Origin of the sequence: Pseudomonas sp. GM30 (assembly GCF_000282275.2) — a bacterium.
Classification (GTDB): domain Bacteria; phylum Pseudomonadota; class Gammaproteobacteria; order Pseudomonadales; family Pseudomonadaceae; genus Aquipseudomonas.
In genome coordinates this window covers 179,815-202,514 of sequence record NZ_AKJP02000002.1, presented here as the reverse complement: position 1 = coordinate 202,514, position 22,700 = coordinate 179,815, and the positions used below count along the sequence as shown (strand labels likewise).

General features: G+C 60.6%; 26 protein-coding genes. 17 read left to right on the top strand and 9 right to left on the bottom strand.

Annotated features, from left to right (window positions below; all coding sequences use genetic code 11):
* Positions 1–11: 11 nt before the first annotated feature.
* The 4 genes from folE to PMI25_RS02155 form a co-directional block, all read right to left on the bottom strand.
* Complete coding sequence (folE, locus tag PMI25_RS02170; RefSeq protein ID WP_003442011.1) at positions 12–557, bottom strand: GTP cyclohydrolase I FolE; 546 nt, start codon at positions 555–557, stop codon at positions 12–14.
* Between the two features lie 77 nt (positions 558–634).
* Positions 635–1,192 carry a Smr/MutS family protein gene (locus PMI25_RS02165; protein ID WP_007960665.1) on the bottom strand — a complete coding sequence of 186 codons (558 nt, stop codon included), beginning with the start codon at positions 1,190–1,192 and terminating at the stop codon, positions 635–637.
* Positions 1,193–1,266: 74 nt separating this feature from the next.
* Entirely contained in the window at positions 1,267–1,587 is a 321-nt protein-coding gene (locus tag PMI25_RS02160) for a hypothetical protein (protein ID WP_007914024.1), read from the bottom strand.
* A gap of 130 nt (positions 1,588–1,717) precedes the next feature.
* Positions 1,718–2,308, bottom strand: coding sequence for a cysteine hydrolase family protein (locus PMI25_RS02155; protein WP_003223193.1), 591 nt, complete (start codon positions 2,306–2,308; stop codon positions 1,718–1,720).
* A 238-nt stretch (positions 2,309–2,546) separates the two neighbouring features.
* Between PMI25_RS02155 and prmB the strand changes: the two genes are divergently transcribed.
* On the top strand, positions 2,547–3,455 hold the full coding sequence (gene prmB, locus PMI25_RS02150) for a 50S ribosomal protein L3 N(5)-glutamine methyltransferase (RefSeq protein WP_007960672.1): 909 nt from the start codon (positions 2,547–2,549) through the stop codon (positions 3,453–3,455).
* 160 nt (positions 3,456–3,615) lie between these two features.
* On the opposite strand, the gene PMI25_RS02145 is transcribed toward prmB, so the two are convergent.
* A complete protein-coding gene (locus tag PMI25_RS02145; protein ID WP_007960673.1) occupies positions 3,616–4,407 on the bottom strand; it encodes a hypothetical protein in 792 nt (263 codons plus the stop codon).
* A 99-nt stretch (positions 4,408–4,506) separates the two neighbouring features.
* Entirely contained in the window at positions 4,507–5,460 is a 954-nt protein-coding gene (locus tag PMI25_RS02140; RefSeq protein WP_007960676.1) for an alpha/beta hydrolase, read from the bottom strand.
* Between the two features lie 130 nt (positions 5,461–5,590).
* Between PMI25_RS02140 and aroC the strand changes: the two genes are divergently transcribed.
* From aroC to mtnC, 5 genes are all read left to right on the top strand, one after another.
* Entirely contained in the window at positions 5,591–6,682 is a 1,092-nt protein-coding gene (gene aroC, locus PMI25_RS02135) for a chorismate synthase (protein ID WP_007960677.1), read from the top strand.
* Between the two features lie 31 nt (positions 6,683–6,713).
* Positions 6,714–7,859 carry an MFS transporter gene (locus PMI25_RS02130; RefSeq protein ID WP_007960680.1) on the top strand — a complete coding sequence of 382 codons (1,146 nt, stop codon included), beginning with the start codon at positions 6,714–6,716 and terminating at the stop codon, positions 7,857–7,859.
* The gene (locus PMI25_RS02125) at positions 7,856–8,482 is read left to right on the top strand and encodes a methylthioribulose 1-phosphate dehydratase (RefSeq protein ID WP_007960682.1); all 627 of its coding nucleotides are present in this window, start codon (positions 7,856–7,858) and stop codon (positions 8,480–8,482) included. Before PMI25_RS02130 ends, PMI25_RS02125 begins: the two co-directional genes overlap by 4 nt.
* 92 nt (positions 8,483–8,574) lie before the next feature.
* Positions 8,575–9,120: a 1,2-dihydroxy-3-keto-5-methylthiopentene dioxygenase gene (locus PMI25_RS02120; RefSeq protein ID WP_045121962.1), complete on the top strand. Its 546-nt coding sequence runs from the start codon at positions 8,575–8,577 to the stop codon at positions 9,118–9,120.
* A 4-nt stretch (positions 9,121–9,124) separates the two neighbouring features.
* On the top strand, positions 9,125–9,808 hold the full coding sequence (gene mtnC, locus PMI25_RS02115; RefSeq protein WP_007960685.1) for an acireductone synthase: 684 nt from the start codon (positions 9,125–9,127) through the stop codon (positions 9,806–9,808).
* A gap of 188 nt (positions 9,809–9,996) precedes the next feature.
* On the opposite strand, the gene PMI25_RS29800 is transcribed toward mtnC, so the two are convergent.
* Positions 9,997–10,275 (bottom strand): DUF3509 domain-containing protein, encoded by a 279-nt coding sequence (locus PMI25_RS29800; RefSeq protein WP_045121953.1) that lies wholly within the window; start codon positions 10,273–10,275, stop codon positions 9,997–9,999.
* Between the two features lie 378 nt (positions 10,276–10,653).
* On the opposite strand from PMI25_RS29800, the gene PMI25_RS02105 reads away from it, so the two are divergent.
* From PMI25_RS02105 to PMI25_RS02060, 10 genes are all read left to right on the top strand, one after another.
* Complete coding sequence (locus PMI25_RS02105) at positions 10,654–12,492, top strand: long-chain-acyl-CoA synthetase (RefSeq protein ID WP_007960688.1); 1,839 nt, start codon at positions 10,654–10,656, stop codon at positions 12,490–12,492.
* A gap of 97 nt (positions 12,493–12,589) precedes the next feature.
* Positions 12,590–13,108, top strand: coding sequence for an ankyrin repeat domain-containing protein (locus tag PMI25_RS02100; RefSeq protein WP_007960690.1), 519 nt, complete (start codon positions 12,590–12,592; stop codon positions 13,106–13,108).
* A 214-nt stretch (positions 13,109–13,322) separates the two neighbouring features.
* Positions 13,323–13,853: a hypothetical protein gene (locus tag PMI25_RS02095; RefSeq protein ID WP_007960692.1), complete on the top strand. Its 531-nt coding sequence runs from the start codon at positions 13,323–13,325 to the stop codon at positions 13,851–13,853.
* A gap of 71 nt (positions 13,854–13,924) precedes the next feature.
* Positions 13,925–14,116 carry a PLDc N-terminal domain-containing protein gene (locus PMI25_RS02090; protein WP_007960694.1) on the top strand — a complete coding sequence of 64 codons (192 nt, stop codon included), beginning with the start codon at positions 13,925–13,927 and terminating at the stop codon, positions 14,114–14,116.
* Between the two features lie 237 nt (positions 14,117–14,353).
* Positions 14,354–15,229, top strand: coding sequence for a polyamine aminopropyltransferase (speE, locus tag PMI25_RS02085; protein WP_003223223.1), 876 nt, complete (start codon positions 14,354–14,356; stop codon positions 15,227–15,229).
* Between the two features lie 254 nt (positions 15,230–15,483).
* Positions 15,484–15,717 carry a hypothetical protein gene (locus tag PMI25_RS02080; RefSeq protein WP_007960696.1) on the top strand — a complete coding sequence of 78 codons (234 nt, stop codon included), beginning with the start codon at positions 15,484–15,486 and terminating at the stop codon, positions 15,715–15,717.
* Between the two features lie 213 nt (positions 15,718–15,930).
* Entirely contained in the window at positions 15,931–16,278 is a 348-nt protein-coding gene (locus PMI25_RS02075) for a ribonuclease E inhibitor RraB (protein ID WP_007960698.1), read from the top strand.
* A gap of 494 nt (positions 16,279–16,772) precedes the next feature.
* Positions 16,773–18,182 (top strand): circularly permuted type 2 ATP-grasp protein, encoded by a 1,410-nt coding sequence (locus tag PMI25_RS02070; protein WP_007960700.1) that lies wholly within the window; start codon positions 16,773–16,775, stop codon positions 18,180–18,182.
* Positions 18,183–18,194: 12 nt separating this feature from the next.
* Entirely contained in the window at positions 18,195–19,145 is a 951-nt protein-coding gene (locus tag PMI25_RS02065) for an alpha-E domain-containing protein (RefSeq protein ID WP_007960702.1), read from the top strand.
* Positions 19,142–19,945 carry a transglutaminase family protein gene (locus PMI25_RS02060; protein WP_007960704.1) on the top strand — a complete coding sequence of 268 codons (804 nt, stop codon included), beginning with the start codon at positions 19,142–19,144 and terminating at the stop codon, positions 19,943–19,945. The genes PMI25_RS02065 and PMI25_RS02060 overlap by 4 nt, the downstream gene beginning before the upstream one ends.
* Positions 19,946–20,065: 120 nt before the next feature.
* On the opposite strand, the gene PMI25_RS02055 is transcribed toward PMI25_RS02060, so the two are convergent.
* Both PMI25_RS02055 and PMI25_RS28485 read right to left on the bottom strand, forming a co-directional pair.
* Positions 20,066–20,887, bottom strand: a complete 822-nt coding sequence (locus PMI25_RS02055) for a c-type cytochrome (RefSeq protein ID WP_007960706.1) — start codon at positions 20,885–20,887, stop codon at positions 20,066–20,068.
* A 95-nt stretch (positions 20,888–20,982) separates the two neighbouring features.
* Positions 20,983–21,195, bottom strand: coding sequence for a hypothetical protein (locus PMI25_RS28485; protein ID WP_150113595.1), 213 nt, complete (start codon positions 21,193–21,195; stop codon positions 20,983–20,985).
* Positions 21,196–21,470: 275 nt separating this feature from the next.
* On the opposite strand from PMI25_RS28485, the gene PMI25_RS02050 reads away from it, so the two are divergent.
* Positions 21,471–22,676 (top strand): acetyl-CoA C-acetyltransferase, encoded by a 1,206-nt coding sequence (locus PMI25_RS02050; RefSeq protein WP_007960711.1) that lies wholly within the window; start codon positions 21,471–21,473, stop codon positions 22,674–22,676.
* Positions 22,677–22,700: the final 24 nt, after the last annotated feature.

The window sequence follows — 22,700 nt, the reverse complement described above, 5'->3', positions numbered from 1 at the left end:
TCTGCAGCCGATTACTTGATCAGGCTGAGGAACTCGCTGCGAGTCGCCGCGTTTTCGCGGAACTCACCGAGCATCACCGAAGTGATCATCGACGAATTCTGTTTCTCGACGCCGCGCATCATCATGCACATGTGCTTGGCCTCGATCACCACGGCAACGCCCAGCGCACCGGTGACTTGCATCACCGCATCAGCGATCTGGCGGCTGAGGTTTTCCTGGATCTGCAGGCGGCGGGCGTACATGTCGACGATTCGCGCGACCTTCGACAGGCCCAGCACCTTGCCGCTCGGGATATACGCGACGTGGGCCTTGCCGATGAACGGCAGCAGGTGGTGTTCGCACAGCGAGTACAACTCGATGTCCTTGACCAGCACCATTTCGCTGTTGTCGGAGCTGAACAGGGCACCGTTGGTGACCTCTTCGAGCGTCTGTTCATAACCGCGGCAGAGGTACTGCATGGCTTTGGCGGCACGCTTTGGCGTGTCGAGCAGGCCCTCGCGGGAGACGTCCTCGCCCAGTTGGCCGAGAATCGCGGTGTAATTCTGTTCCAGGGACATGAAACTACCTGTGGGGATTTTCGCAAAGGGCAAGGGTACGGTGGCGGACACAACCCTGCAAGTTCGGTGTAACGCGATTATTCGTCGCGGCCTTCCATCATCGTGCGTTTGAGCATCACGTACACCGCGCCGGCACCGCCGTGTTTCGCCTGGCACGAGCAGAAACCGAGCACTTGCGGATGCTGGCGCAGCCAAGTGTTGACGTGGCTTTTGATCATCGGCCGCTTGCCGTCCAGGCGCACGGCCTTGCCGTGGGTGACGCGCACGCAGCGGATTTCGAATCTGGTCGCTTCGGCGAGAAAGGCCCAGAGGGTCTCGCGGGCTTTTTCGACGGTCATGCCGTGCAGGTCGAGGCTGCCTTCGAACGGGATCTGGCCGACCTTGAGCTTGCGCATCTGGCTTTCCTGCACCCCGTCGCGGGCCCACATCAACTCGTCTTCGGGGCCGACGTCGATCACGAACTGATCGGACAGGCCATCCACGGTGGTGGTCTCGGTGCGCACGGTGGCGGACTGGCGCAGTTTGGCGATCTGCGCGCGGTCGGCCTTGGGTTTGCCGGTGTCGGCGCGGTCGTGCTTGATCGGCTTGACGCCTTGGATCGCACTTTTGAACAGGGAAAAATCGTCGTCTTGCATGTCAGCCTCCGCGAAGGGCGGCCAGTTTACCCAAGTCGAAACAAAACGGCCCGGCAAAAAGCCAGGCCATCACCTCAGTCGTGTTTTTTCATCAGGTGCGGGGACATGTTCAGTTCCCGCGATTGCCGGGCGCGGCGCCGGCATCGACGCCACAGCGCCACACCGAAGTACAGGAACAACAAGCCGACCGCAAGAATGATCGCCGAACCCATCGGCGTGGCATTCAGGTCGCCGAGCGCCGGTGGGCGCCCCAGCAGGCTGGCGGCCCCGGCCATCGCCAGCAGCACACCGAACGTCGCCAGAATGGCGGCGATCGCTGCGCCGAATCGAAAACGCCAGTTGCTTTGGCCTTTGGGCCGCAAGCGGCGTGCGTCAAATCCATCGGATAACTTCATTCCGACCTTCCTCAATGGGTATCGGCCCTTCGACCGGGAGTTGACCGGGTTGTTCCTGAGGCTAAGGCAATTGCAGCAAATGCGAGGCTTTTGCGGATGAGCGGCGCGGTGAGCCGCTCATCAGAGCAGATCAGATCAGATCTTGCGTCAGGGCGAGGGTGGCGAAGTTGTCGGCCATGATCGCCATTTCCGCTTCCTGCACCACGGCGGCGCTGAGCACGCGGCCCTTGAACGGCAGGTCACGGGTGGCGCAGGCGTCTTCGACCAGCGTGCAACGGAAGCCCAGGTTCTTTGCCGCACGCACGGTGGTGCTGACGCTGGAGTGGCTCATGAAACCGCAGACGATCAGGTCCAGCGAGCCAAGATTCTGCAAACGGTCCAGCAGTTCGGTGCCGTGGAACGCACTCGGCAGCAGTTTGCCGATGATGGTTTCATCGCCCTGTGGTTCAAGACCGGGGATGAATTCGCCGCGTTCGCCCTGCGGGTCGAACAGGCCACCGACGGTGCCGAGATGACGCACGTGCACGATCGGCCGACCGGCTGCACGGGCCGCAGCGACCAGTTGTTTGATGTTCGCGACGGCCGCGTCCATGCCGCTCAGGGCCAGCGGGCCACTGAGGTACTCTTTCTGGGCATCGATGATGACCACGGTGGCATGGCTCAGTGTGGCCGCTGCGTAACCGCGGCCGCTGAGTTGAAACATCGTTTTTGGAACGGACATTCGGGGCTCCTTGGGGTGGGGCTTTTGCGGCATTGTCCTCTGGCTGAGCGGTTCTGTGAACCGCTACCATCGTAGGCAGCGTCGTTATTGGCCTGCAGCCTTGTCAAGTTACACGTTCTGTTCAATAGCTGATGCAAAAAACAGAAAAGTCCTACTGTCGGCCGCGAATGTTTCCCGCGTCGTCGTGACGCGTTTTGGCTGGTAGAATCGCCAGTCGTTTTTTCTGGAGTTCTGCCCCGTGATCACTTCCCGACTTCGTACCCTGCGCGACCACATTCGTTGGGCCGTCAGCCGCTTCCATGGGGAGGATCTGTTTTTCGGCCATGGCACCGACAACGCCTGGGATGAAGCCCGGCAGCTGGTGCTCGGAGCCTTGCACCTGCCGTGGGAGATCGCCGACAGCTACCTCGACTGTGCGCTGGAAGACGACGAACTGGTCAACCTGCAACGCCTGCTCAAGCGCCGCATCGAAGAGCGCATCCCGACCGCATACCTGCTGGGCGAAGCGTGGTTCTGCGGCATGTCGTTCATCGTCGATGAGCGTGTGCTGATCCCGCGTTCGCCGATTGGCGAACTGATCGAAAACCGCTTCGCACCGTGGATCGGTGACGAGCCGGCACGCATCCTCGACCTGTGCACCGGCTCCGGCTGCATCGGTATCGCCTGCGCCTACGAGTTCCAGAACGCTGAAGTGGTGCTGGCGGACCTGTCGTTCGAAGCGCTGGAAGTGGCCAACCAGAACATCGAGCGCCATGGCGTCGATGAGCGTGTGTACACCGTGCAGGGTGATGGTTTCGATGGTTTGCCGGGGCAGCGTTTCGACCTGATCGTGTCGAACCCGCCGTACGTTGACGCAGAAGATTTTGCCGACATGCCGGACGAATACCAGCACGAACCGGAGCTGGGCCTGGCCTGCGGCGATGATGGCTTGAACCTGGTACGGCGGATGCTCGCCGAAGCGGCGGATCACCTGACCGAGAAGGGGCTGTTGATCGTTGAGGTGGGCAACAGCCAGGTGCACGTCGAAGCGTTGTACCCGGAAGTCGACTTCGCATGGCTCGATTTCGAGCGCGGCGGACATGGCGTGTTCATGCTGACGGCGGAGCAGTGCCGCGAGCATCAGGCGCTGTTCGCTTCCCGCGTTTGACCTGACTGACTTCTGTGGCGAGGGAGCTTGCTCCCGCTGGTCTGCGAAGCAGACCCAAAATATGCAATGACGGTGCACCAGACATACCGCATGCGCATGTTTTACGACTGCTTCGCAGCCGAGCGGGAGCAAGCTCCCTCGCCACAGGTCATCGCTGATTTCAGCGGTGCGTAGCAATCCAGATCAACAACCCCGCCTGAAACACCGCAAACGCCACCAGACACGTAATGGTGAAGCGCAGCCCGGCGTCTTCACGCTTGAACTTGCTGACTTTGTCTTCCTGCTTCTTCAGCTTCACTTCCTGCTCGGCCAGATTCTGCTCGGCCTGTTGCAGCATCTGCGCCGCTTCGAGAATCTCGACGATCTGCAGCTTTTCGCTGTTCCAGTCGCCCAGCAGGTCACCGACCTGCACTTCTTTGACGCTGCCCTTCAAATGCTGGGCATCGGCGTACACCACATCAAAACCGTGCACACGCAAGAAGTGGTCGCGACGCAGACGGGTGTCTTCGTTCAGCGCGTCCTTGTTGTTCAGGTCGATGCCGTCGACGGTGTAGGCGGGCCAGCGTTTTTTCGCCCAGTTGATGCCTTGCGCGGCCATGAAGCGGCCGATGCCACGGTTCAACGGTTCGATCTGCAAACCGCTGTCGGGGCCGAAATGCACGCGTTTGCTGGTGTGATTGACCCACACATCCAGATGGTTCTGCTCTTTGCGCACGCGCTGACCGGGCAGTTTGATCGCCATGCGCATCAGGCTGTGTTCTTTGCTGTTGCGCTCGGCATAGCCGAATTCGACGAAGCGCAATGGCCGGCCACCGGTGTGACGGTCAGTCTGCAGCGGGGCCAGGCGGAGCATCTTGTGGTGCTCGACGCTGACGTCCGCCCATGGCAGCTCGACCGCTGGCGGTGCGTCTTTTTCAGCGGTGGTGTCGGGTGAAGTCGGGGTATCAGTCATAACGGCGAGATCCTGTCCAAGCCCTGCTTGTCGCCAGCCGATACGCTGGCGACAAAGGCTTATCGGCCGTTTTTTGCAGGACTGGAGGGCAAACTACGGTTAACGGTTGCGAATGCCGTCAATAAATTCGATGAGTTTGCCGCCCAGTTCCGCCGCCAGTGGCAAATTCGGGTCCTTGTACGAGGCCAATTGCCGCTTCACATCGGCGGGGACGATGCGCATGACGTGGTTCATGCCTTCGATCACCACCAGTTCGGCGTCGGGTTTGGCGGCTTTCAGCGCCTGCGCATCGCCGACGCCGACCTGCATGTCGTTGCTGCCCTGAACGATCAGCGCCGGCATCTTCAGTTGCGCAAAAGCCTTGGCCGGGTCCTGGCGAAACAGCGAAATCAGGTACGGCTGCACGCTCGGGCGGAAGATCGGTTGCAACGGCGCCGGCACGTCGGCATCGGTGTGACCGGCCTTGAGGCTGTCGAGAATCTGGTTACTGCGCAACATCAACGGTGGCGGCAGGCTGCGTGCCAGTTGTTCGCGAATCACTTGATCCACTGGCCTTGCGCTGCCGGACAGGGAAATCAGCGCAGCAGCCTCCGTGCGCGGGGCGGCGAGGATGGCGATGAGGGCGCCTTCGCTGTGACCGAGCAGGATCAGCGGGCCGAAGCGCGGATCACTTTTCAGCTTCTGGCTCCAGGCCACGGCGTCGTCGACGTAGCCCTCCACCGACAGATCGCGCTCGTCAGGCGTGGCTGGCCGGCTCGCAGCCACCCCGCGCTTGTCGTAGCGCACGCTGGCGATGTTGTGTTTGGCCAGCACCCAGGCCAGCCGCTTGAGGCTGTCATTGCGCCCGCCATCGGGGTTGTTGCCGTCACGATCTGTAGGACCGGAGCCGGCAAGGATCAGGACAACCGGCACCGGGCTGTCGGATTTTGGCAGCAACAGCGAGCCGAAAAGTTCACCGTTACCGGTGTCCAGAGAGATCGGGCGCTGCAGGACAGTCGCGTGGGCAAAGCCGGTAAACAGGGTAAGACTCAAGATCAGAACTCGCAGCATCATCACGCCATCATTCGCCAAGGTGCCGGTTGGACTCACCAACACCGCTAAGGTTCGAGGATGAACTACTCGGTTAGCCTGCGTATACTGGCGCGCATCACGAATTCGGGTTTGATTTCACGGAGCGTCCTGCATGTCCGGCAATACCTATGGCAAGTTGTTCACTGTCACCACCGCTGGCGAAAGCCATGGTCCGGCGTTGGTCGCCATTGTCGACGGCTGCCCGCCGGGCCTGGAGATTTCCCTCGACGACCTGCAGCGCGACCTCGATCGCCGCAAGCCGGGCACCAGCCGCCACACCACCCAGCGCCAGGAAGCCGACGAAGTCGAAATCCTCTCCGGCGTGTTCGAAGGGCGCACCACCGGCTGCTCGATCGGCCTGCTGATCCGCAACACCGACCAGAAGTCCAAGGACTACTCGGCGATCAAGGATCTGTTCCGCCCGGCCCACGCCGACTACACCTACCACCATAAATACGGCGAGCGCGATTACCGCGGCGGCGGTCGCAGCTCGGCGCGGGAAACCGCCATGCGTGTGGCGGCAGGGGCCATCGCGAAGAAATTCCTCGCCACCCAGGGCATCGTCATTCGCGGCTACATGAGCCAGCTCGGCCCGATCGAAATCCCGTTCAAGACTTGGGATTCGGTGGAACAGAACGCCTTCTTCAGCCCGGATCCGGACAAGGTCCCGGAGCTGGAAGCCTACATGGATCAGTTGCGCCGCGATCAGGACTCGGTCGGGGCGAAGATCACCGTGGTCGCCGAAGGTGTGATGCCGGGCTTGGGCGAGCCGATTTTCGATCGCCTCGACGCTGAGCTGGCGCACGCGCTGATGAGCATCAACGCCGTGAAAGGTGTGGAAATCGGCGCCGGTTTCGCCTGCGTCGCCCAGCGCGGCACCGAGCATCGCGATGAACTGACCCCGCAAGGTTTCCTCAGCAACAACGCCGGCGGCATCCTCGGTGGCATCTCGTCCGGTCAGCCGATCGTCGCCCATCTGGCATTGAAACCGACGTCGAGCATCACCACCCCGGGCCGTTCGATCGACATCCACGGCAATCCGGTGGACGTGATCACCAAGGGCCGTCACGACCCGTGCGTCGGCATCCGCGCCACACCGATTGCCGAAGCGATGATGGCCATTGTGCTGATGGATCACCTGCTGCGTCACCGTGGGCAGAACGCCGACGTACGCGTCAGCACCCCGGTGCTGGGTCAGCTTTGATGGTTGATCGCCAAGCCGTCGCGGCCTGACCGTGGCGGCGCTCCCGTACTGGCGGCTGTCCAGTTTCTATCTGTTCTATTTCGCCTTGCTCGGTTCGACAGCGCCGTTTCTGGCGCTGTACTTCGATCACCTCGGGTTCAGCCCCGCGCGCATCGGCGAGCTGGTGGCGATCCCGATGCTGATGCGCTGCGTGGCGCCGAACATCTGGGGCTGGCTCGGCGACTACACCGGCAAGCGCCTGGCCATCGTGCGCTTCGGCGCGGTGTGCACGCTGCTGACGTTCTCGCTGATTTTCGTCAGCAAGACCTACGCCTGGCTGGCGATGGTCATGGCGCTGCATGCGTTCTTCTGGCACGCGGTGTTGCCGCAGTTCGAAGTCATCACCCTCGCGCATTTGCAGGGTCAAACCTCGCGTTACAGCCAGATTCGCCTGTGGGGCTCGATCGGTTTCATCATCACCGTGGTCGCGCTCGGCCGACTGTTCGAATGGCTGAGCCTCGACATCTATCCGGCGGCGCTGGTGCTGATCATGGCCGGCATCGTTCTCAGCAGCCTGTGGGTACCGAATGCGCAACCACCGCAAGGTAACCGGCCGAGCGGGGAGGGCTTTCTCAAGCAATTGCGCAGTCCCAGTGTGCTGGCGTTTTACGCCTGCGTTGCGCTGATGCAGATGAGCCACGGCCCGTATTACACTTTTCTGACCTTGCACCTTGAACGCCTCGGTTACAGCCGTGGCGTGATCGGCATGCTCTGGGCCGTGGGCGTGGTCGCCGAGGTGCTGATGTTCATGGCGATGAGCCGGATTCTCGCGCGGTTTTCCCTGCGCCGCGTGCTGATGGCGAGTTTTCTGCTGGCGGCGCTGCGCTGGTTGCTGCTAGGTTCGTTCGCCGAATTCCTCTGGGTGCTGTTGTTTGCCCAAGTGCTGCACGCGGCGACCTTCGGCAGCTTTCATGCGGCTGCCATCGCGTTCGTGCAACGTAGCTTCGGTGCGCGTCAGCAAGGTCAGGGCCAGGCGCTGTACGCGGCGCTGGCCGGCACCGGGGGCGCGCTCGGCGCGTTGTATTCCGGTTACAGCTGGAATGCCCTCGGTGCGACATTGACCTTTAGTATTGCCAGTCTCGCGGCGCTCGCTGCTGCCGTTATCATTGCCACACGTATGCAAGAGGACAGGCCATGAGCCTTACGCGTGAACAGCTCGCCCAGCAGATCGTCGACGCCGGGCGTTTTCTTTATGGTCGCGGCTGGTCGCCGGCCACCAGCAGCAATTACTCGACGCGCCTGTCGCCGAGTCAAGCGCTGCTGACCGTGTCCGGCAAGCACAAGGGTCAGTTGGGCCTGGACGACGTGCTCGCCACGGATTTGTCCGGCAACAGCCTGGAACCGGGCAAAAAGCCCTCCGCCGAAACCCTGTTGCACACCCAGCTCTATACCTGGCGCGCGGAGATCGGTGCGGTGCTGCACACCCATTCGGTGAACGCCACGGTGCTGTCGCGCCTGACGCCGCAAGACTTTATCGAGTTCGAAGACTACGAACTGCAAAAAGCCTTCAGCGGCATCTCGACCCACGAATCCCGGGTGCGCGTGCCGATTTTCGACAACGATCAGGACATTGCGCGCCTCGCCGCCAAGGTGCAGCCTTGGCTCGACGCCCATCCCGATTGCGTCGGTTACCTGATTCGCGGCCACGGTCTCTACACCTGGGGCGCGAAGATGAGTGATGCCCTGCGGCAGATCGAGGCCTTCGAATTTCTGTTTGAATGCGAGTTGAAAACCCGCAGCGTCATGAACCGCCAAGGCTGACTTCACCAGAAGCCGCCCATTTGCCTGATCAAATGCACTGCCCGACCGGTCTGCAAGAACCGGACGGCAAGGCCGATATCGAGGAATTGCCCATGAGCAGCCTGTCCGTTTATCACGTATCCAGCCCCGAGATTCCGAACAAGGTGCTGACCCATTTCGAAGACATCGCCTCGACGCTCGCCGAGCAGGGCGTGCGCTTCGACCGCTGGCAAGCCGCGGCGAAGATCCAGCCCGGCGCCAGCCAGGAAGAGGTGATCTGCGCCTATCAGGAGCAGATCGACAAACTGATGACCGAGCGCGGTTACATCACCGTCGATGTGATCAGCCTCAACAGCGATCACCCGCAAAAAGCCGAACTGCGCGCCAAGTTCCTGGAAGAACACCGCCATGGCGAAGACGAAGTGCGCTTTTTCGTCGCCGGTCGCGGCCTGTTCACCCTGCACATCGACGATTACGTCTACGCGGTGTTGTGCGAGAAGAACGACCTGATCTCGGTGCCGGCCGGCACCAAACACTGGTTCGACATGGGCGAGCACCCGCACTTCGTGGCGATTCGCCTGTTCAACAACCCGGAAGGCTGGGTCGCCAATTTCACCGGCGAAGACATCGCCGGGCGCTTCCCGCGACTGGAGGACTGAGCCAATGTCGATCAAAGCCATTGTCACTGACATTGAAGGCACCACCAGCGCGGTGAGTTTCGTGTTCGACGTGCTGTTCCCGTATGCGGCCAAACACCTGCCGGACTTCGTGCGGCAGAACGCCGAACGTGCCGATGTGGCTGAGCAACTCGACGCCGTGCGCCGTGACAGCAATGCACCGCAGGCCGATGTTGAACGGGTTGTTGAGATTCTCTTGAGCTGGATCGAGGAAGATCGCAAAGCCACGCCGCTCAAAGCCTTGCAAGGCATGGTCTGGGCGCAGGGTTATCACGCCGGGCAGTTGAAGGGGCATGTTTACCCGGATGCCGTTGAAGCGCTGCAACGCTGGCACGCGGCGGGTTATCAACTGTTTGTGTATTCGTCGGGATCGATCCAAGCGCAGAAGCTGATCTTCGGCTGCTCCGAGGCGGGGGATCTGACGCCGCTGTTCAGCGGTTACTTCGACACCACGTCGGGGCCTAAACGCGAAGAACAGTCCTATCGCAACATCCAACAGGCGATTGGCGTCGAGCCGGGGGAGATTCTGTTTCTGTCGGACATCGTCGAGGAACTGGATGCCGCGCAGGCTGCCGGTTTGCAGACCTGTGGCCTGGCCCGCGAGGGTGGAGAACTGGGAAGCCATATCACCGTCGACAGCTTCACCGGCATCGAACCCGAAGCCTTCTGACCACACAAGTCCCTGTAGGAGCTGCCGAAGGCTGCGATCTTTTGATCTTGATTTTGGTATTAAAGATCAAGATCAAAAGATCGCAGCGTTCCGCAGCTCCTACATAAAAAGCGTCCACAAAAAACAGGCCGGGCAGTGAAAGCTGTCCGGCCTGTTTTTGTTTAAAGCTGTTTAAAGCTTCGAATCAATTACAGCGAGTGATACGTTGGCAACGCAAAACGCTGCTGACTTTGCAGCATTGCAATTTGCGGCAGTTCACTGGCTTCTTCCGCCAGGTCACGACGAATCGCGCTGATCGCCCACGACAGTTGGTCGGCATTGTGCATTTGCTGATACGTCAAGGCGCGTTTGAACACTTTGCCTTCACTGCTGCGCAAGGTCAGCAGGATCCCGCCATCGGGGCGTGGCGCAGTGGTAACGGTGAAGTTGGAGAACAGCGAGGTAAATTTCTCTTGGATCAGGCTCATGTCTTTCAGCTCCGTATGCACTTGAATGGCAAGCATGCAAAGGAGGTTGCAGTGATTGTGCCAGCACGCGGAAAAATAAAAACCTATATAAATCAATAGCTTAAAAATCGTGAAATTTGCAGGGGTCGTGCAAACTGCATGAATGGCCATCGTGCATCCTGCATTTTGCGGGATTCTCATGAGTTGCACGGAACCAAACGGCAAAGGCGCAATCTCCACCGCCAGGCGTGACGGAGCGGATACAAAACATTGCAAAAACCGCGTGTACAGGCCGAGAAGCGCTGACGTATTTTCGATCTCGACCCTGCTCACGATGCAGGTCATGCCCACAGCCCGAACAATAAAAAACCGGCCGACCAGGCCGAACGGGGAGCTGCCATGAATCACGCGCCGAGCGACACGATTACCTGGAGCATGATGCTCCGCAAACTGCCGACGATCGCCAAAGCCATCCCGCGGGTGGTCAAGGGCATGAAAGTCGCCAACGTCACGGATCCGACCCAAACGTGTGGCCTCGGCTGGACCTTCGAGCAAGCCACGTTGCGCAACCCCGACGGCGTGGCATTGCTGCAGGACAACGTCTTGCTCACCTATGCGCAGGTCAACCAGTGGGCCAATCGCATCGCCCACTATCTGAGCGCGCAGGGGATTGGCAAGGGTGATGTGGTGGCGGTGTTCATCGAAAACCGCCCGGAACTGCTGGTGACCATTCTGGCGCTGGCCAAGGTCGGCGCAGTCAGCGCGCTGCTCAATACTTCGCAGACCCGCCACACGTTGATCCACAGCGTGAATCTGGTGGCACCGGTGGCGATTGTCCTCGGTGAGGAATTGCAGCCGGCGTTTGCCGCGATCCGCGAGCAGGTGTCGATCCCGGCGCAGCGCACCTGGTTTATCGCCGACCGTGATACCTATAGCCACCCGGGCATTGCGCCCGAGGGCTACATCAACCTGATCAGTGCCAGCGCCGATGCGCCCGGTGACAACCCGCCCAGCAGCGGCGAAGTGTTCTTCGACGATCCGTGCTTTTACATCTACACCTCCGGCACCACCGGTCTGCCCAAGGCCGGCGTGTTCAAGCACGGGCGCTGGATGCGCAGCTCCGCCAGCTTCGGCACGATCGCCCTGAACATGGGCCCCGACGATGTCGTCTATTGCACCTTGCCGCTGTACCACGCCACCGGCCTTTGTGTGTGCTGGGGCTCGGCGATCAATGGCGCTTCCGGGTTTGCGATCCGCCGCAAGTTCAGCGCCAGCCAGTTCTGGCCGGACGTGCGTCGCTACAACGCAACCACCCTCGGCTATGTCGGCGAGTTGTGCCGTTATCTGGTCGATCAACCGGCCAGCGCCGATGACAGCCGTCACGCGGTGCGCAAGATGATCGGCAACGGTTTGCGCCCCGGCGCCTGGGCCGAGTTCAAGACCCGGTTTGCCGTCGAGCACATCTGTGAGCTGTACGCGGCGAGCGACGGCAACATCGGCTTCAGCAATATCCTCAATTTCGACAACACCATCGGTTTTTCGCTGATGGCCTGGGAACTGGTGGCCTACGACCACGACAGCGGGCAGCCGTTGCGCAGCGCCGATGGTTTCATGCGCAAGGTCAACAAAGGCGAGCAGGGTCTGTTGCTGGCGCGGATCGACGAAAAAGCCCCGCTGGACGGTTACACCGATCCGCAGAAAACCGCCAAGGTGGTATTGCACGATGTGTTCAGCAAGGGCGACCGCTTCTTCAACACCGGCGACTTGCTGCGCAATATCGGTTTCGGCCACGCGCAGTTCGTCGATCGACTCGGCGACACCTATCGCTGGAAGGGCGAAAACGTCTCGACCACTGAAGTGGAAAACCTGTTGCTGCAGCACCCGCATATCTCCGAGGCCGTCGCCTACGGTGTCGAAGTGCGTAACACCAATGGTCGCGCCGGCATGGCGGCAATCACGCCCGCCGAGTCACTGGCGATCCTGGATTTCACCGAATTGCTCGCATTCGCCCGTCAGCGCATGCCGGCCTATGCGGTACCGCTGTTCCTGCGGGTGAAGGTGAAAATGGAAACCACCGGGACCTTCAAATACCAGAAGACCCGCTTGAAAAACGAAGGCTTCGACCCCGGCCAGACGGGCGATGATCCGATCTACGCGTGGCTGCCCGGCACCCAGACTTACGTGCAGGTGACGGACGCAGTTCTGGCCGATATTCATCAGGGCAAATATCGTTATTGAGATTGGCTATGGCATGACTTTAGAAAAAGGGGGTGACAGCTATGGTCGCGCTCGGGAAACTGTCGGCTTTGCGAATAACCGAAAGTGGAGTTGCCCCATGTCTGACCAAAGCCGCCAGATGACCCCTGAAGAAGCTGCCGAATTCACCGAGCAGGTGTTCAACAAGGCGCGCGAAGGTGATGCGCTGATGCTCGATCGGCTGATCAGCGCCGGTTTGCCGGTCAACCTGAAAAACAGCAAGGGCGACACCCTGCTGATGCTCGCCAGCTACTACGGTCACGTCGATGCGGTACAGGTGCTGCTCAAGCACAAGGCCGATCCGGAAATGCGCAACGGTAATGGCCAGAGCCCGATTGCCGGTGCAGCGTTCAAAGGTGACCTGGCGGTGGTCAAGGCGTTGGTGGAGGCGGGCGCGGAGATTGAAGGTTCGTCTTTCGATGGTCGTACCGCGTTGATGATGGCAGCGATGTTCAACCGTGTTGAAATCGTTGATTACCTGATCGGCAAAGGTGCGAACCCGCAAGCCAAGGACGCCAACGGCGTCACCGCGCTGGACGCGGCCCGCACCATGGGCGCGGTCGATACCACGGCGCAGCTGGAAAAATTGCTGGCCTGAACTCGATTCTCCAGTTGATGTGAATCCTGTGGCGAGGGAGCTTGCTCCCGCTCCAGTGCGCAGCGCTGGTAAAAAATGGTGAACTCACTGTTTGGGGCCGCTTCGCGCCCCAGCGGGCGCAAGCTCCCTCGCCACAGTTGTTCTGTGTGCAGCCTGAGGCTGCAATGCGCTATCCTCCGCGCCCTCATATTCACCTGCCACAGGATCTACCCTCATGAAAGCCGCCCTCGTCGAACTCATCAGCAAAATCAGCTCCGGCTGCATGGGCGAGGACGAGATCCTGAACGTGGCCGACGAAGCGGCGCAGGCCTACGCCGATGCCGATGCCTTTCTGGCGGCCAATCCGGATATCAACTACGACGACAGCTTCCCGATCCCGCTGGGTGAATGGGTCGTGGTCGGCAGCCTACCGGAAACCGTGCTGTTCCAGGCCGATACCTACGTTGACCTGTTCGCGCAGATCGTCGCCTCGTTTGGCCCGGGCGTGGATTTCAACCTCAAGCCCAAGCAACTGGCCAAGACCGAGGCGCTGACCGCACTCAACCGCATCCAGGTGCAGATGAGCAGCCTGAACAAGGAAAACGGCGGTTACACGCTGATGAACTTCAGCCAGTTGCTCGACGACGAGCTGCAAGTGGTGCTGGTCTACGGCAACGACGTGCCGCGCGTGCTGGAACTGTGCGCCGAAGTCGGCATCGCTGCCGCGCCGTCGCTGGAAGCGCTGAAAGTCGCCGTTCACGTCTGAACGCAATAAAAGGGAACCCTGCGCGCGACCGTCTATCCTAAAAGTGCATGCCACTATTCTGGAGCGACACCATGGGTTCCACGTTCAACGGTCTGATTGGCCTGATCATTCTTGCCCTCGACATCTGGGCCATCATCAACGTACTGAAAAGCGGCGCCGAGACCGGGATGAAAATCCTCTGGGTCCTGCTGATCATCCTCCTGCCGGTACTGGGCCTGATCATCTGGGCGATCGCCGGGCCGCGGGGCAACGTGCGGGTCTGACCACAACTTTGAAAGTACCCCATAACCTGTGGGAGCTGGCTTGCCAGCGATAGCATCGCAGCGGTTTCACTGACAGACCGCGTTGATTGCATCGCTGGCAAGCCAGCTCCCACAAGGTTATGCGGATTGCCGATGAACAGAGGTTCGACCTGTCATCTTCGGCAACGTAGAATGCGCGCCTTTCCCGGGCAATCGTCCCCACGATCGACGCCCGCGCATTCATCGGAGCACTTGACCATGACCGTCACCAAGACCAGCGAGTACCTGGAAACCCTCTACGAAGGCTACGGCCAGCGTTTTCGCATGGAAAAACTGCTGCACGAAGTGCGCACCGAACACCAGCACCTGGTGATTTTCCAGAACCCGCGCATGGGTCGGGTAATGGCGCTGGACGGCGTGATCCAGACCACCGAAGCCGATGAATTCATCTACCACGAAATGCTCACCCACGTGCCGATCCTCGCCCACGGCACCGCCAAGCGCGTGCTGATCATCGGTGGCGGCGACGGCGGCATGCTGCGCGAAGTGACCAAGCATGCCGGTGTCGAACACATCACCATGGTCGAGATCGACGGCACCGTGGTCGACATGTGCAAGGAATTCCTGCCGAACCACTCCAAGGGCGCCTACGACGATCCACGCCTGAACCTGGTGATCGACGACGGCATGCGTTTCGTCGCCACCACCACGGAAAAATTCGACGTGATCATCTCTGACTCCACCGATCCGATCGGCCCGGGCGAAGTGCTGTTCTCGGAGAACTTCTACCAGGCCTGCCACCGTTGCCTGAACGAAGGCGGTATCCTCGTGACCCAGAACGGCACGCCGTTCATGCAAATCGACGAAGTCAAAACCACCGCCGGTCGCCTGCGCAGCCTGTTCCCGGACTGGCACTTCTATCAGGCGGCCGTGCCGACCTACATCGGCGGTTCGATGACTTTCGCCTGGGGCTCGACCAACCCGGCCTACCGCAAGCTGAGCCGTGAAACCCTGCAACAGCGCTTCATCGGCAGCGGCATCGTCACCCGCTACTACAACCCGGAAATCCACATCGGCGCGTTCGCGCTGCCACAGTACGTGCTGCAGGCGATCAACAAGCCAAGCAACGACTGACCAGGTCGATGGATTCCTTGTGGCGAGGGAGCTTGCTCCCGCTTGAGTGCGCAGCACTCACAAACTGCGATTTCTAAATATTTTGGGGCCGCTTCGCAGCCCAGCGGGAGCAAGCTCCCTCGCCACAAAATTTTTCCAGTCATGAAAATGATGTTTTTTTCATGTTCGTCCGCTGCAATCCTTTTGAACGATCAATCTCGCCAAAAGTCGAGATAGATGTAAGCCCATTTGCGGGTTTGATCGAGGAGGCACCGATGCAAAAGTGGAAAGTCACTTTCGTGGACGATCATGGTGAAATTGTCGATGAGGTGTTCGAGCGCGCGGAATGCCCCAGCGATGACGAGGCTGCACGCCTGATCAAGGAACGGCTTCTGCCCGTGGCCGCCGAACTGGATCTGAACGATCTGGAAGGGCGCACCCCCGACGCCGGGGCGAAAAGCCTGAAAACCCAGAACAGCATCGAAATCCGCAGCATCACTCCAATCTGAAATCTTCCTTTCATCCGAAGCAACCAGGCCTTGGCAGCAGCTCTATCTTGGGGCTAATCTGCAAGCGAGATCAGCGAAACGATCGCTAAGGTCTGGTCTTGTCAGCTACATGCTTGTTTCCCGCCGGCAACCCGTTTGCCGATGTACTTTTGGCCTGTAAGGCCCGGGGCGGGAATACGGAAAGTCTATCCATCTATCCGAGGGGGACGATTCATGAGCACAGCCTATCAAGAAGACATAAGCAGCAATGTTCTGCGCCGCATGAAAGAAGGCGGTTTCGACTTTTCCCGATTCCATCCCATCGAGTTCTACGCCATTTTCCCGGACGAGGAGCGGGCGCGCAGAGCGGCAGGCAAATTTCGTGGTGAATCCATCAATGCCCAGGTCAGTGCGCGCGACGATGGCGCCTGGTCGCTGGAATTGAGCAAAGTGATGTACGCGACCTATGACGACATTGGTGACTTCGAGCAGGGTTTCTCTGCCGTGGTCGAGCCGCTGGGCGGCATCATCGAGGGGTGGGGCGTGAAGCAGGAGGTGCGCAACCGCCATCGTCTGAACTGATCTCTGGTTTAGCTTTTTTAAAGTCAAAAGGTCGCAGCCTTCGGCAGCTCCTACAGGTGATTGGTAGGAGCTGCCGGAGGCTGCGATCTTTTGCTTTTGCTTTCAAAACATTTCAGAAAGGCAAAAAAAAGCCACCGGAGAGGGTGGCTGAAAGGGAAGACCGATAAGGAGAGGAAACCGGTCAGGGTCACGGCCTGCGGGGACTGCACGGGCAGTCCGGATCAGGTGGGCTGCAGCCTTCCTTGTGAGAAGTTTGCAGCGGATGCGCGGATTATCCGCAGCCCGGCGCAAGCAGTGAAATCAACTCTGACTATGCTGGTGATAGGCGATGCAATGCGTCGCAATGAAGCGGGGGCAATCCGCTTGGGGCATTTGCCGCACAGGAATGGTGCGGTGTTGCCGAGGTGATTATCCAAGCGATTGAAATCAAAGCGTTTATGCCGATGGCACGGGCCTTGCGAAGGCCTGTAGGTCCGGGTGACAAGGAGTACGGCATGATCCGCACCTATTTTGATGAAATGTACGATGCCGGCGGCCAGGTCCGCCCGCATTACCGCGAGTTCGCCCGCTGGCTGGCGGACACGCCTGACGAGTTGCTGGCACAACGGCGACGCGAGGCTGATCTGCTGTTCCACCGGGCCGGCATCACCTTCACGCTCTATGGCGACGAGCAGGGCACCGAGCGCCTGATTCCATTCGATACCATTCCGCGCAGCATTCCCGCCAGCGAGTGGCGGATCGTCGAGCGCGGCTGCATCCAGCGGGTCAAGGCGTTAAACATGTTTCTCGCCGACCTTTATCACGAGCAGCGCATCATCAAGGCCGGGATCATCCCCGCCGAACAGGTGCTGGCCAACGAGCAGTACCAGTTGGCGATGCAGGGCCTGGATCTACACCGCGACATCTACTCGCACATCTCCGGCGTCGATCTGGTGCGCGATGGCGACGGCACTTACTACGTGCTCGAAGACAACCTGCGCACCCCGAGCGGCGTGAGCTACATGCTCGAAGACCGCAAGATGATGATGCGCCTGTTCCCCGAACTGTTCGCCGCCCAGCGCATCGCGCCCATCGACCACTATCCGAACCTGTTGCTCGACACGCTGAAAAGCTCCAGCCCGATCGACGATCCGAGCGTGGTGGTGCTGACGCCGGGGCGTTTCAACAGTGCGTTCTTCGAACACGCCTTCCTCGCACGGGAAATGGGCGTTGAACTGGTGGAGGGTGCCGACCTGTTCGTGCGCGACGACAAGGTCGTCATGCGCACCACCGACGGGCCGAAAGCGGTGGACGTGATCTACCGCCGTCTCGACGACGCGTTCCTCGATCCGCTGGCATTCAACCCCGACTCGATGCTCGGTGTGCCGGGGCTGCTCTCGTCCTATCGTTCCGGCAACGTGGTGCTGGCCAATGCCATTGGCACCGGCGTGGCGGATGACAAATCGGTGTACCCGTTTGTCACCGAGATGATCCGTTTCTACCTCGACGAAGAACCGATCCTGAAGAACGTGCCGACCTGGCAGTGCCGCAACCCCTCGGAACTTTCCCACGTGCTGGCCAATCTTGCGGATCTGGTGGTCAAGGAAACCCAGGGTTCCGGCGGATACGGAATGCTGGTGGGGCCGGCCTCAACCACAGCGCAGATCGATGCGTTCCGCGAGCGCATCAAGGCCAAGCCTCATGCCTATATCGCGCAACCGACGCTGTCGCTGTCGACCTGTCCGACCTTTGTCGAAAACGGCATTGCGCCGCGTCATATCGACCTGCGTCCGTTTGTACTGTCTGGCCGCGAAACCCGGGTTGTGCCCGGCGGTTTGACCCGTGTCGCCCTGCGTGAAGGCTCCCTGGTGGTGAACTCCTCTCAGGGCGGCGGAACCAAGGACACCTGGGTGGTCGAGGATTGAAGGAAGCTTGCCATGTTAAGTAGAACTGCCTCGGATCTGTACTGGATGTCGCGTTACCTGGAGCGGGCGGAAAACCTCGCGCGGATGCTCGATGTCAGCTATTCGCTGTCGCTGATGCCGCAGGACGGTCGCGGCGACGGTCTGCACGAACTGGCCATGCCGCTGTTGATCACCGGCACCCTCGACGATTACCTGGAGCGTCACGGCGAACTGCATGCCGAACGCCTGCTGCATTTCTTCGCCCTTGACGCCGCCAACCCGGCGAGCATCTACAGCTGCCTCGGCGCCGCGCGAGCCAGTGCGCATGCGGTGCGCGGGCGCATCACCGCGGACATGTGGGAGAACATCAACGCCACCTGGCTGGAGATTCGCGGCATTGCCGAGCAGGGTCTCAGCCGTTACGGCATGAGCCGTTTCTGCGAGTGGATCAAGGAACGCTCGCACCTGTTCCGGGGCGCGTCCTACGGCACGATCATGCGCAACGATGCATTCCGCTTCATTCGCCTCGGCACTTTCATCGAACGTGCGGACAACACGCTGCGCCTGCTCGATGCGCGCTATGAAATGGCTGGTGATCAGGCCGAGGCCGTCAGTGACGGTACGGCGCACGCCTATTACCAGTGGAGTGCACTGTTGCGAGCGCTGTCGTCATTCGAGGCCTACACCGAAATCTACCGCGACGCCCCCGGCGCCCGGCATGTCGCCGAACTGCTGCTGTTGCGCGCCGATGTGCCGCGCTCGCTGCGCGCCTGCACCGAGGAAATCGACCAGATCCTCGCCCAGTTACCCGGCGCCAATGGCCGTCCGGCACAACGCCTCGCCGCCGAGATGGACGCGCGTCTGCGTTACACCGGGATCAACGAAATCCTCGCTGAAGGCCTGCATGCCTGGCTCACCGAATTCATCCCGCTGGTGCGCCAGTTGGGCAACGCCATTCACAGTTCATACCTGGAGGCTGCATGAGACTTTCCATAAGCCACGAGACCACCTATCACTATGAAGATCAGGTGCGAGCGAGCATCCAGTATTTGCGCCTGACCCCGCACGACAGCGAGCGTCAGCACGTATTGAGCTGGCAACTCGACCTGCCGCGTCCGGTACGCGCCCAGCTCGATCCGTTCGGCAACATCCTGCATGTGCTGACCATGGACGAGCCGCACGAAGCGATCATCATCGGCGCCCGGGGACAGGTCGATATCGATGAGTTGCGCGAGGCCGAGCATGAGAGCCAGTCGGCGCTGCCGTTCCTGCGTTTCACCCGCCTGACCGAGGCGGACGAAGCGCTACGGGCGTTTGCCGACAAGTCCTGCAAGCAGCGACGTGATCGCACCGCGCTGATCGACCTGATGCACGGTTTGAACCAGCATATGAGCTACACGCCGGGTTCCACCGAAGTCGACACCAGCGCTGCCGAAGCCTTCGCCGGGCGTGCCGGGGTTTGTCAGGATCACACCCATGCCTTTCTCGCCTGTGCACGTAGCCTGGGGATTCCGTCGCGTTATGTGTCGGGTTATCTGTACAGCGAGGACGCCGAACATCTGGCCAGTCATGCCTGGGCCGAAGCGTGGCTGGATGACGCCTGGTACAGCTTTGACGTGACCAACCAACTCGCTCGACCCGAGCGCCATCTGAAGCTGGCGGTGGGTCTGGATTATCTGGACGCCTGCCCGGTACGCGGCATGCGCCGGGGCGGTGGGAGCGAGCAGATGCATGCGAAGGTGTTCGTCTCGCCGACGCCAGTCATCTCCGTGCAACAACAGTAGATCCGGGATATCGCTATCGCTGGCAAGCCAGCTCCCACAGGATTACCGCGAATTCAGAGTCAGCGCGAACCTGTGGGAGCTGGCTTGCCAGCGAAGAGGCCGGTGATATCACCGCAACGCTTATGGCTTAACCTTGCGCCCAGCCATGTGCTGCAGATAACCGATCAGCAACTGCAAATCCCCCTCCGGCAATACATCCACCGAAAACCCCGGCATCTTCGCCTGCGGCCACTGGCGCAAACTCTGCGGATCACGAATGTAGCGTTTAAGGAAATCCGCGCCGAAATACTCGGTCGGGTTATACGGAATATTCAGATCCGGCCCGAACTGCGCATCCCCGGCACCGTTCAACCGGTGACACGCCAGGCAATTCTTCTGAAACAGGGCAAAACCCTGATTCACCGGGTCATCCGCTTTCAGCTTGGGATCCGGCAGCAGCGCAGGGAAGCGCTCGGCCACCGGCGCCATGCGCTTGATGCTAGCTACTTGGAACGGCCATTGCTCTGGGCTGATATTGCCGGCCTGCGGATCGGTCCAGACCAGATAGAACGGCCCCGCACTGTGCTTGCCTTCGGACAGCGGCGGCCACGGCTGCGCCGGGTCTTCGATCGCCAGCCACGCCCGCGCGCCTTTTGTGTTGAGCAGCGGTGCAGCGCTCAGCTCGGCGGCAAAGCCGTCCAGCGCCACTGCCTGCAAGTGATCGTCCGATTTGATCCCGGTGAGCAGTGCCGCCACGGGCACGACGCGATAAGTCATGTCCTTCTTGTAGGACACATCGTTCTTGATGGTGAGGTTTTGTACCTGAGGATGCTTGAGCAATTCCGCGGTTTGCCAGGTGCGATGGGTTGTGCCCAGCTGTAATTCCAGCTGCGCGGCAGACAAGGGCATGCTCAGCAGCAGGGCCCAGAACACAATGAGCGTTTTCAAAAAATCGCCGTCCATGTCGTGCAAGTGCGCAAAGGTTGGCACAGCCACGCTGGCCCGGGTAGCGGGCCAGTCACATTTTTGATGGCGATGAAGTGCACCCGGCCGTTAAGTCAGCCAATGACCTTGGTCAGGTTCGGCAAAATCAGCAACAGCGTGGTGGCGAAAAGAATGAGTCCTGCTTGACGAACTTTCGGTTGTTTGAACATGGCTTGACCGCCTTTATTGTTATTTCCTGATGTCTGCCTGCATATCCATGACGGCAAACGCTGCACTTCCTGTTGGAGAACATCGGCCCGGCAAAACCCGACGACCCTGACGTACATGTACTACCTTAGAGGCCACGTCACGCTTGGCTTAGATCCATTTCATATGTATTTGCTACTGGTTGCGATAAAAACGGCATGAGGCGTATTGCCAGCTTCTTCGCCGCCCGCTGGTTAGACAACTCGCCGACCTGAACCGGTTCACCTGAGGGGGAATGACCGTCCGTCTGAGCGTGCACGTCAACGTCATTGAGCGCTGTGGTCATTGAATCTGCGACGGCACGGGACAACAGTGACAGCACGAAATTCACTCACCGCACAGGTTCGAGGACGTCATGACCCAAGCTTTGATTTTCGATGCGCTACGCACGCCCCGTGGCAAAGGCAAGGCCGATGGCGCACTGCACAGCGTCAAACCGGTGAATCTGCTCGCCGGGTTGTTGACCGCTTTGCAAAGCCGTACCGCGCTGGACACCAGCCAGGTCGATGACGTGGTGCTCGGCTGCGTCACGCCGATCGGAGATCAAGGCTCGGACATCGCCAAGACCGCGGTGCAGGTGGCGGATTGGGATGTCAGCGTGGCTGGCGTGCAGATCAACCGCTTCTGCGCCTCCGGTCTGGAAGCGGTCAACCTCGGCGCGATGAAGGTGCGTTCGGGCTTCGAGGATCTGGTGGTGGTTGGTGGTGTCGAGTCGATGTCGCGGGTGCCGATGGGCAGTGACGGCGGCGCCTGGGCGCTGGACCCGCAGACCAACCTGCACAGCCACTTTACTCCGCAGGGCGTCGGCGCCGACCTGATCGCCACCCTTGAAGGCTTCAGCCGCCACGACGTCGATGCCTACGCACTGCACTCGCAACACAAGGCTGCGCGGGCGCGGGCCAACGGTTCGTTCAACAAGTCACTGGTGCCGGTGCAGGATCAGAATGGCATCATCCTGCTCGATCACGACGAATTCATTCGCGCCGAATCGACGATGGAAGGCCTGGGCAAACTCAAGCCAAGTTTCGAAATGATCGGCCAGATGGGCTTCGACGCCACGGCGCTGCGGGCCTACAGCCACGTCGAGCGGATCAACCACGTGCACACACCGGGCAACAGCTCCGGGATCGTCGACGGTGCGGCGCTGATGTTGATCGGTTCCGAAGCCAAGGGTCGGGCACTGGGCCTGCAGCCACGGGCGCGGATCGTCGCCACGGCGGTGACCAGCACCGACCCGACCATCATGCTCACCGGCCCGGCACCGGCCACCCGCAAGGCCTTGGCCAAGGCCGGCTTGCGCGTGGAAGACATCGATCTGTTTGAGGTCAACGAGGCGTTTGCCTCGGTGGTGCTCAAGTTCATCAAGGACATGGCGGTCGACCCGGACAAGGTCAACGTCAACGGCGGCTCGATCGCCATGGGCCACCCGCTGGGCGCCACCGGTTGCGCGATCCTCGGCACCCTGCTCGATGAACTGGAAGCCCGGCGCCTGCGCTACGGCCTGGCGACGCTGTGCGTCGGCGGCGGCATGGGCATTGCCACCATCATCGAACGCCTCTGAGCCCCGAATTCAAGGAACCTTGTT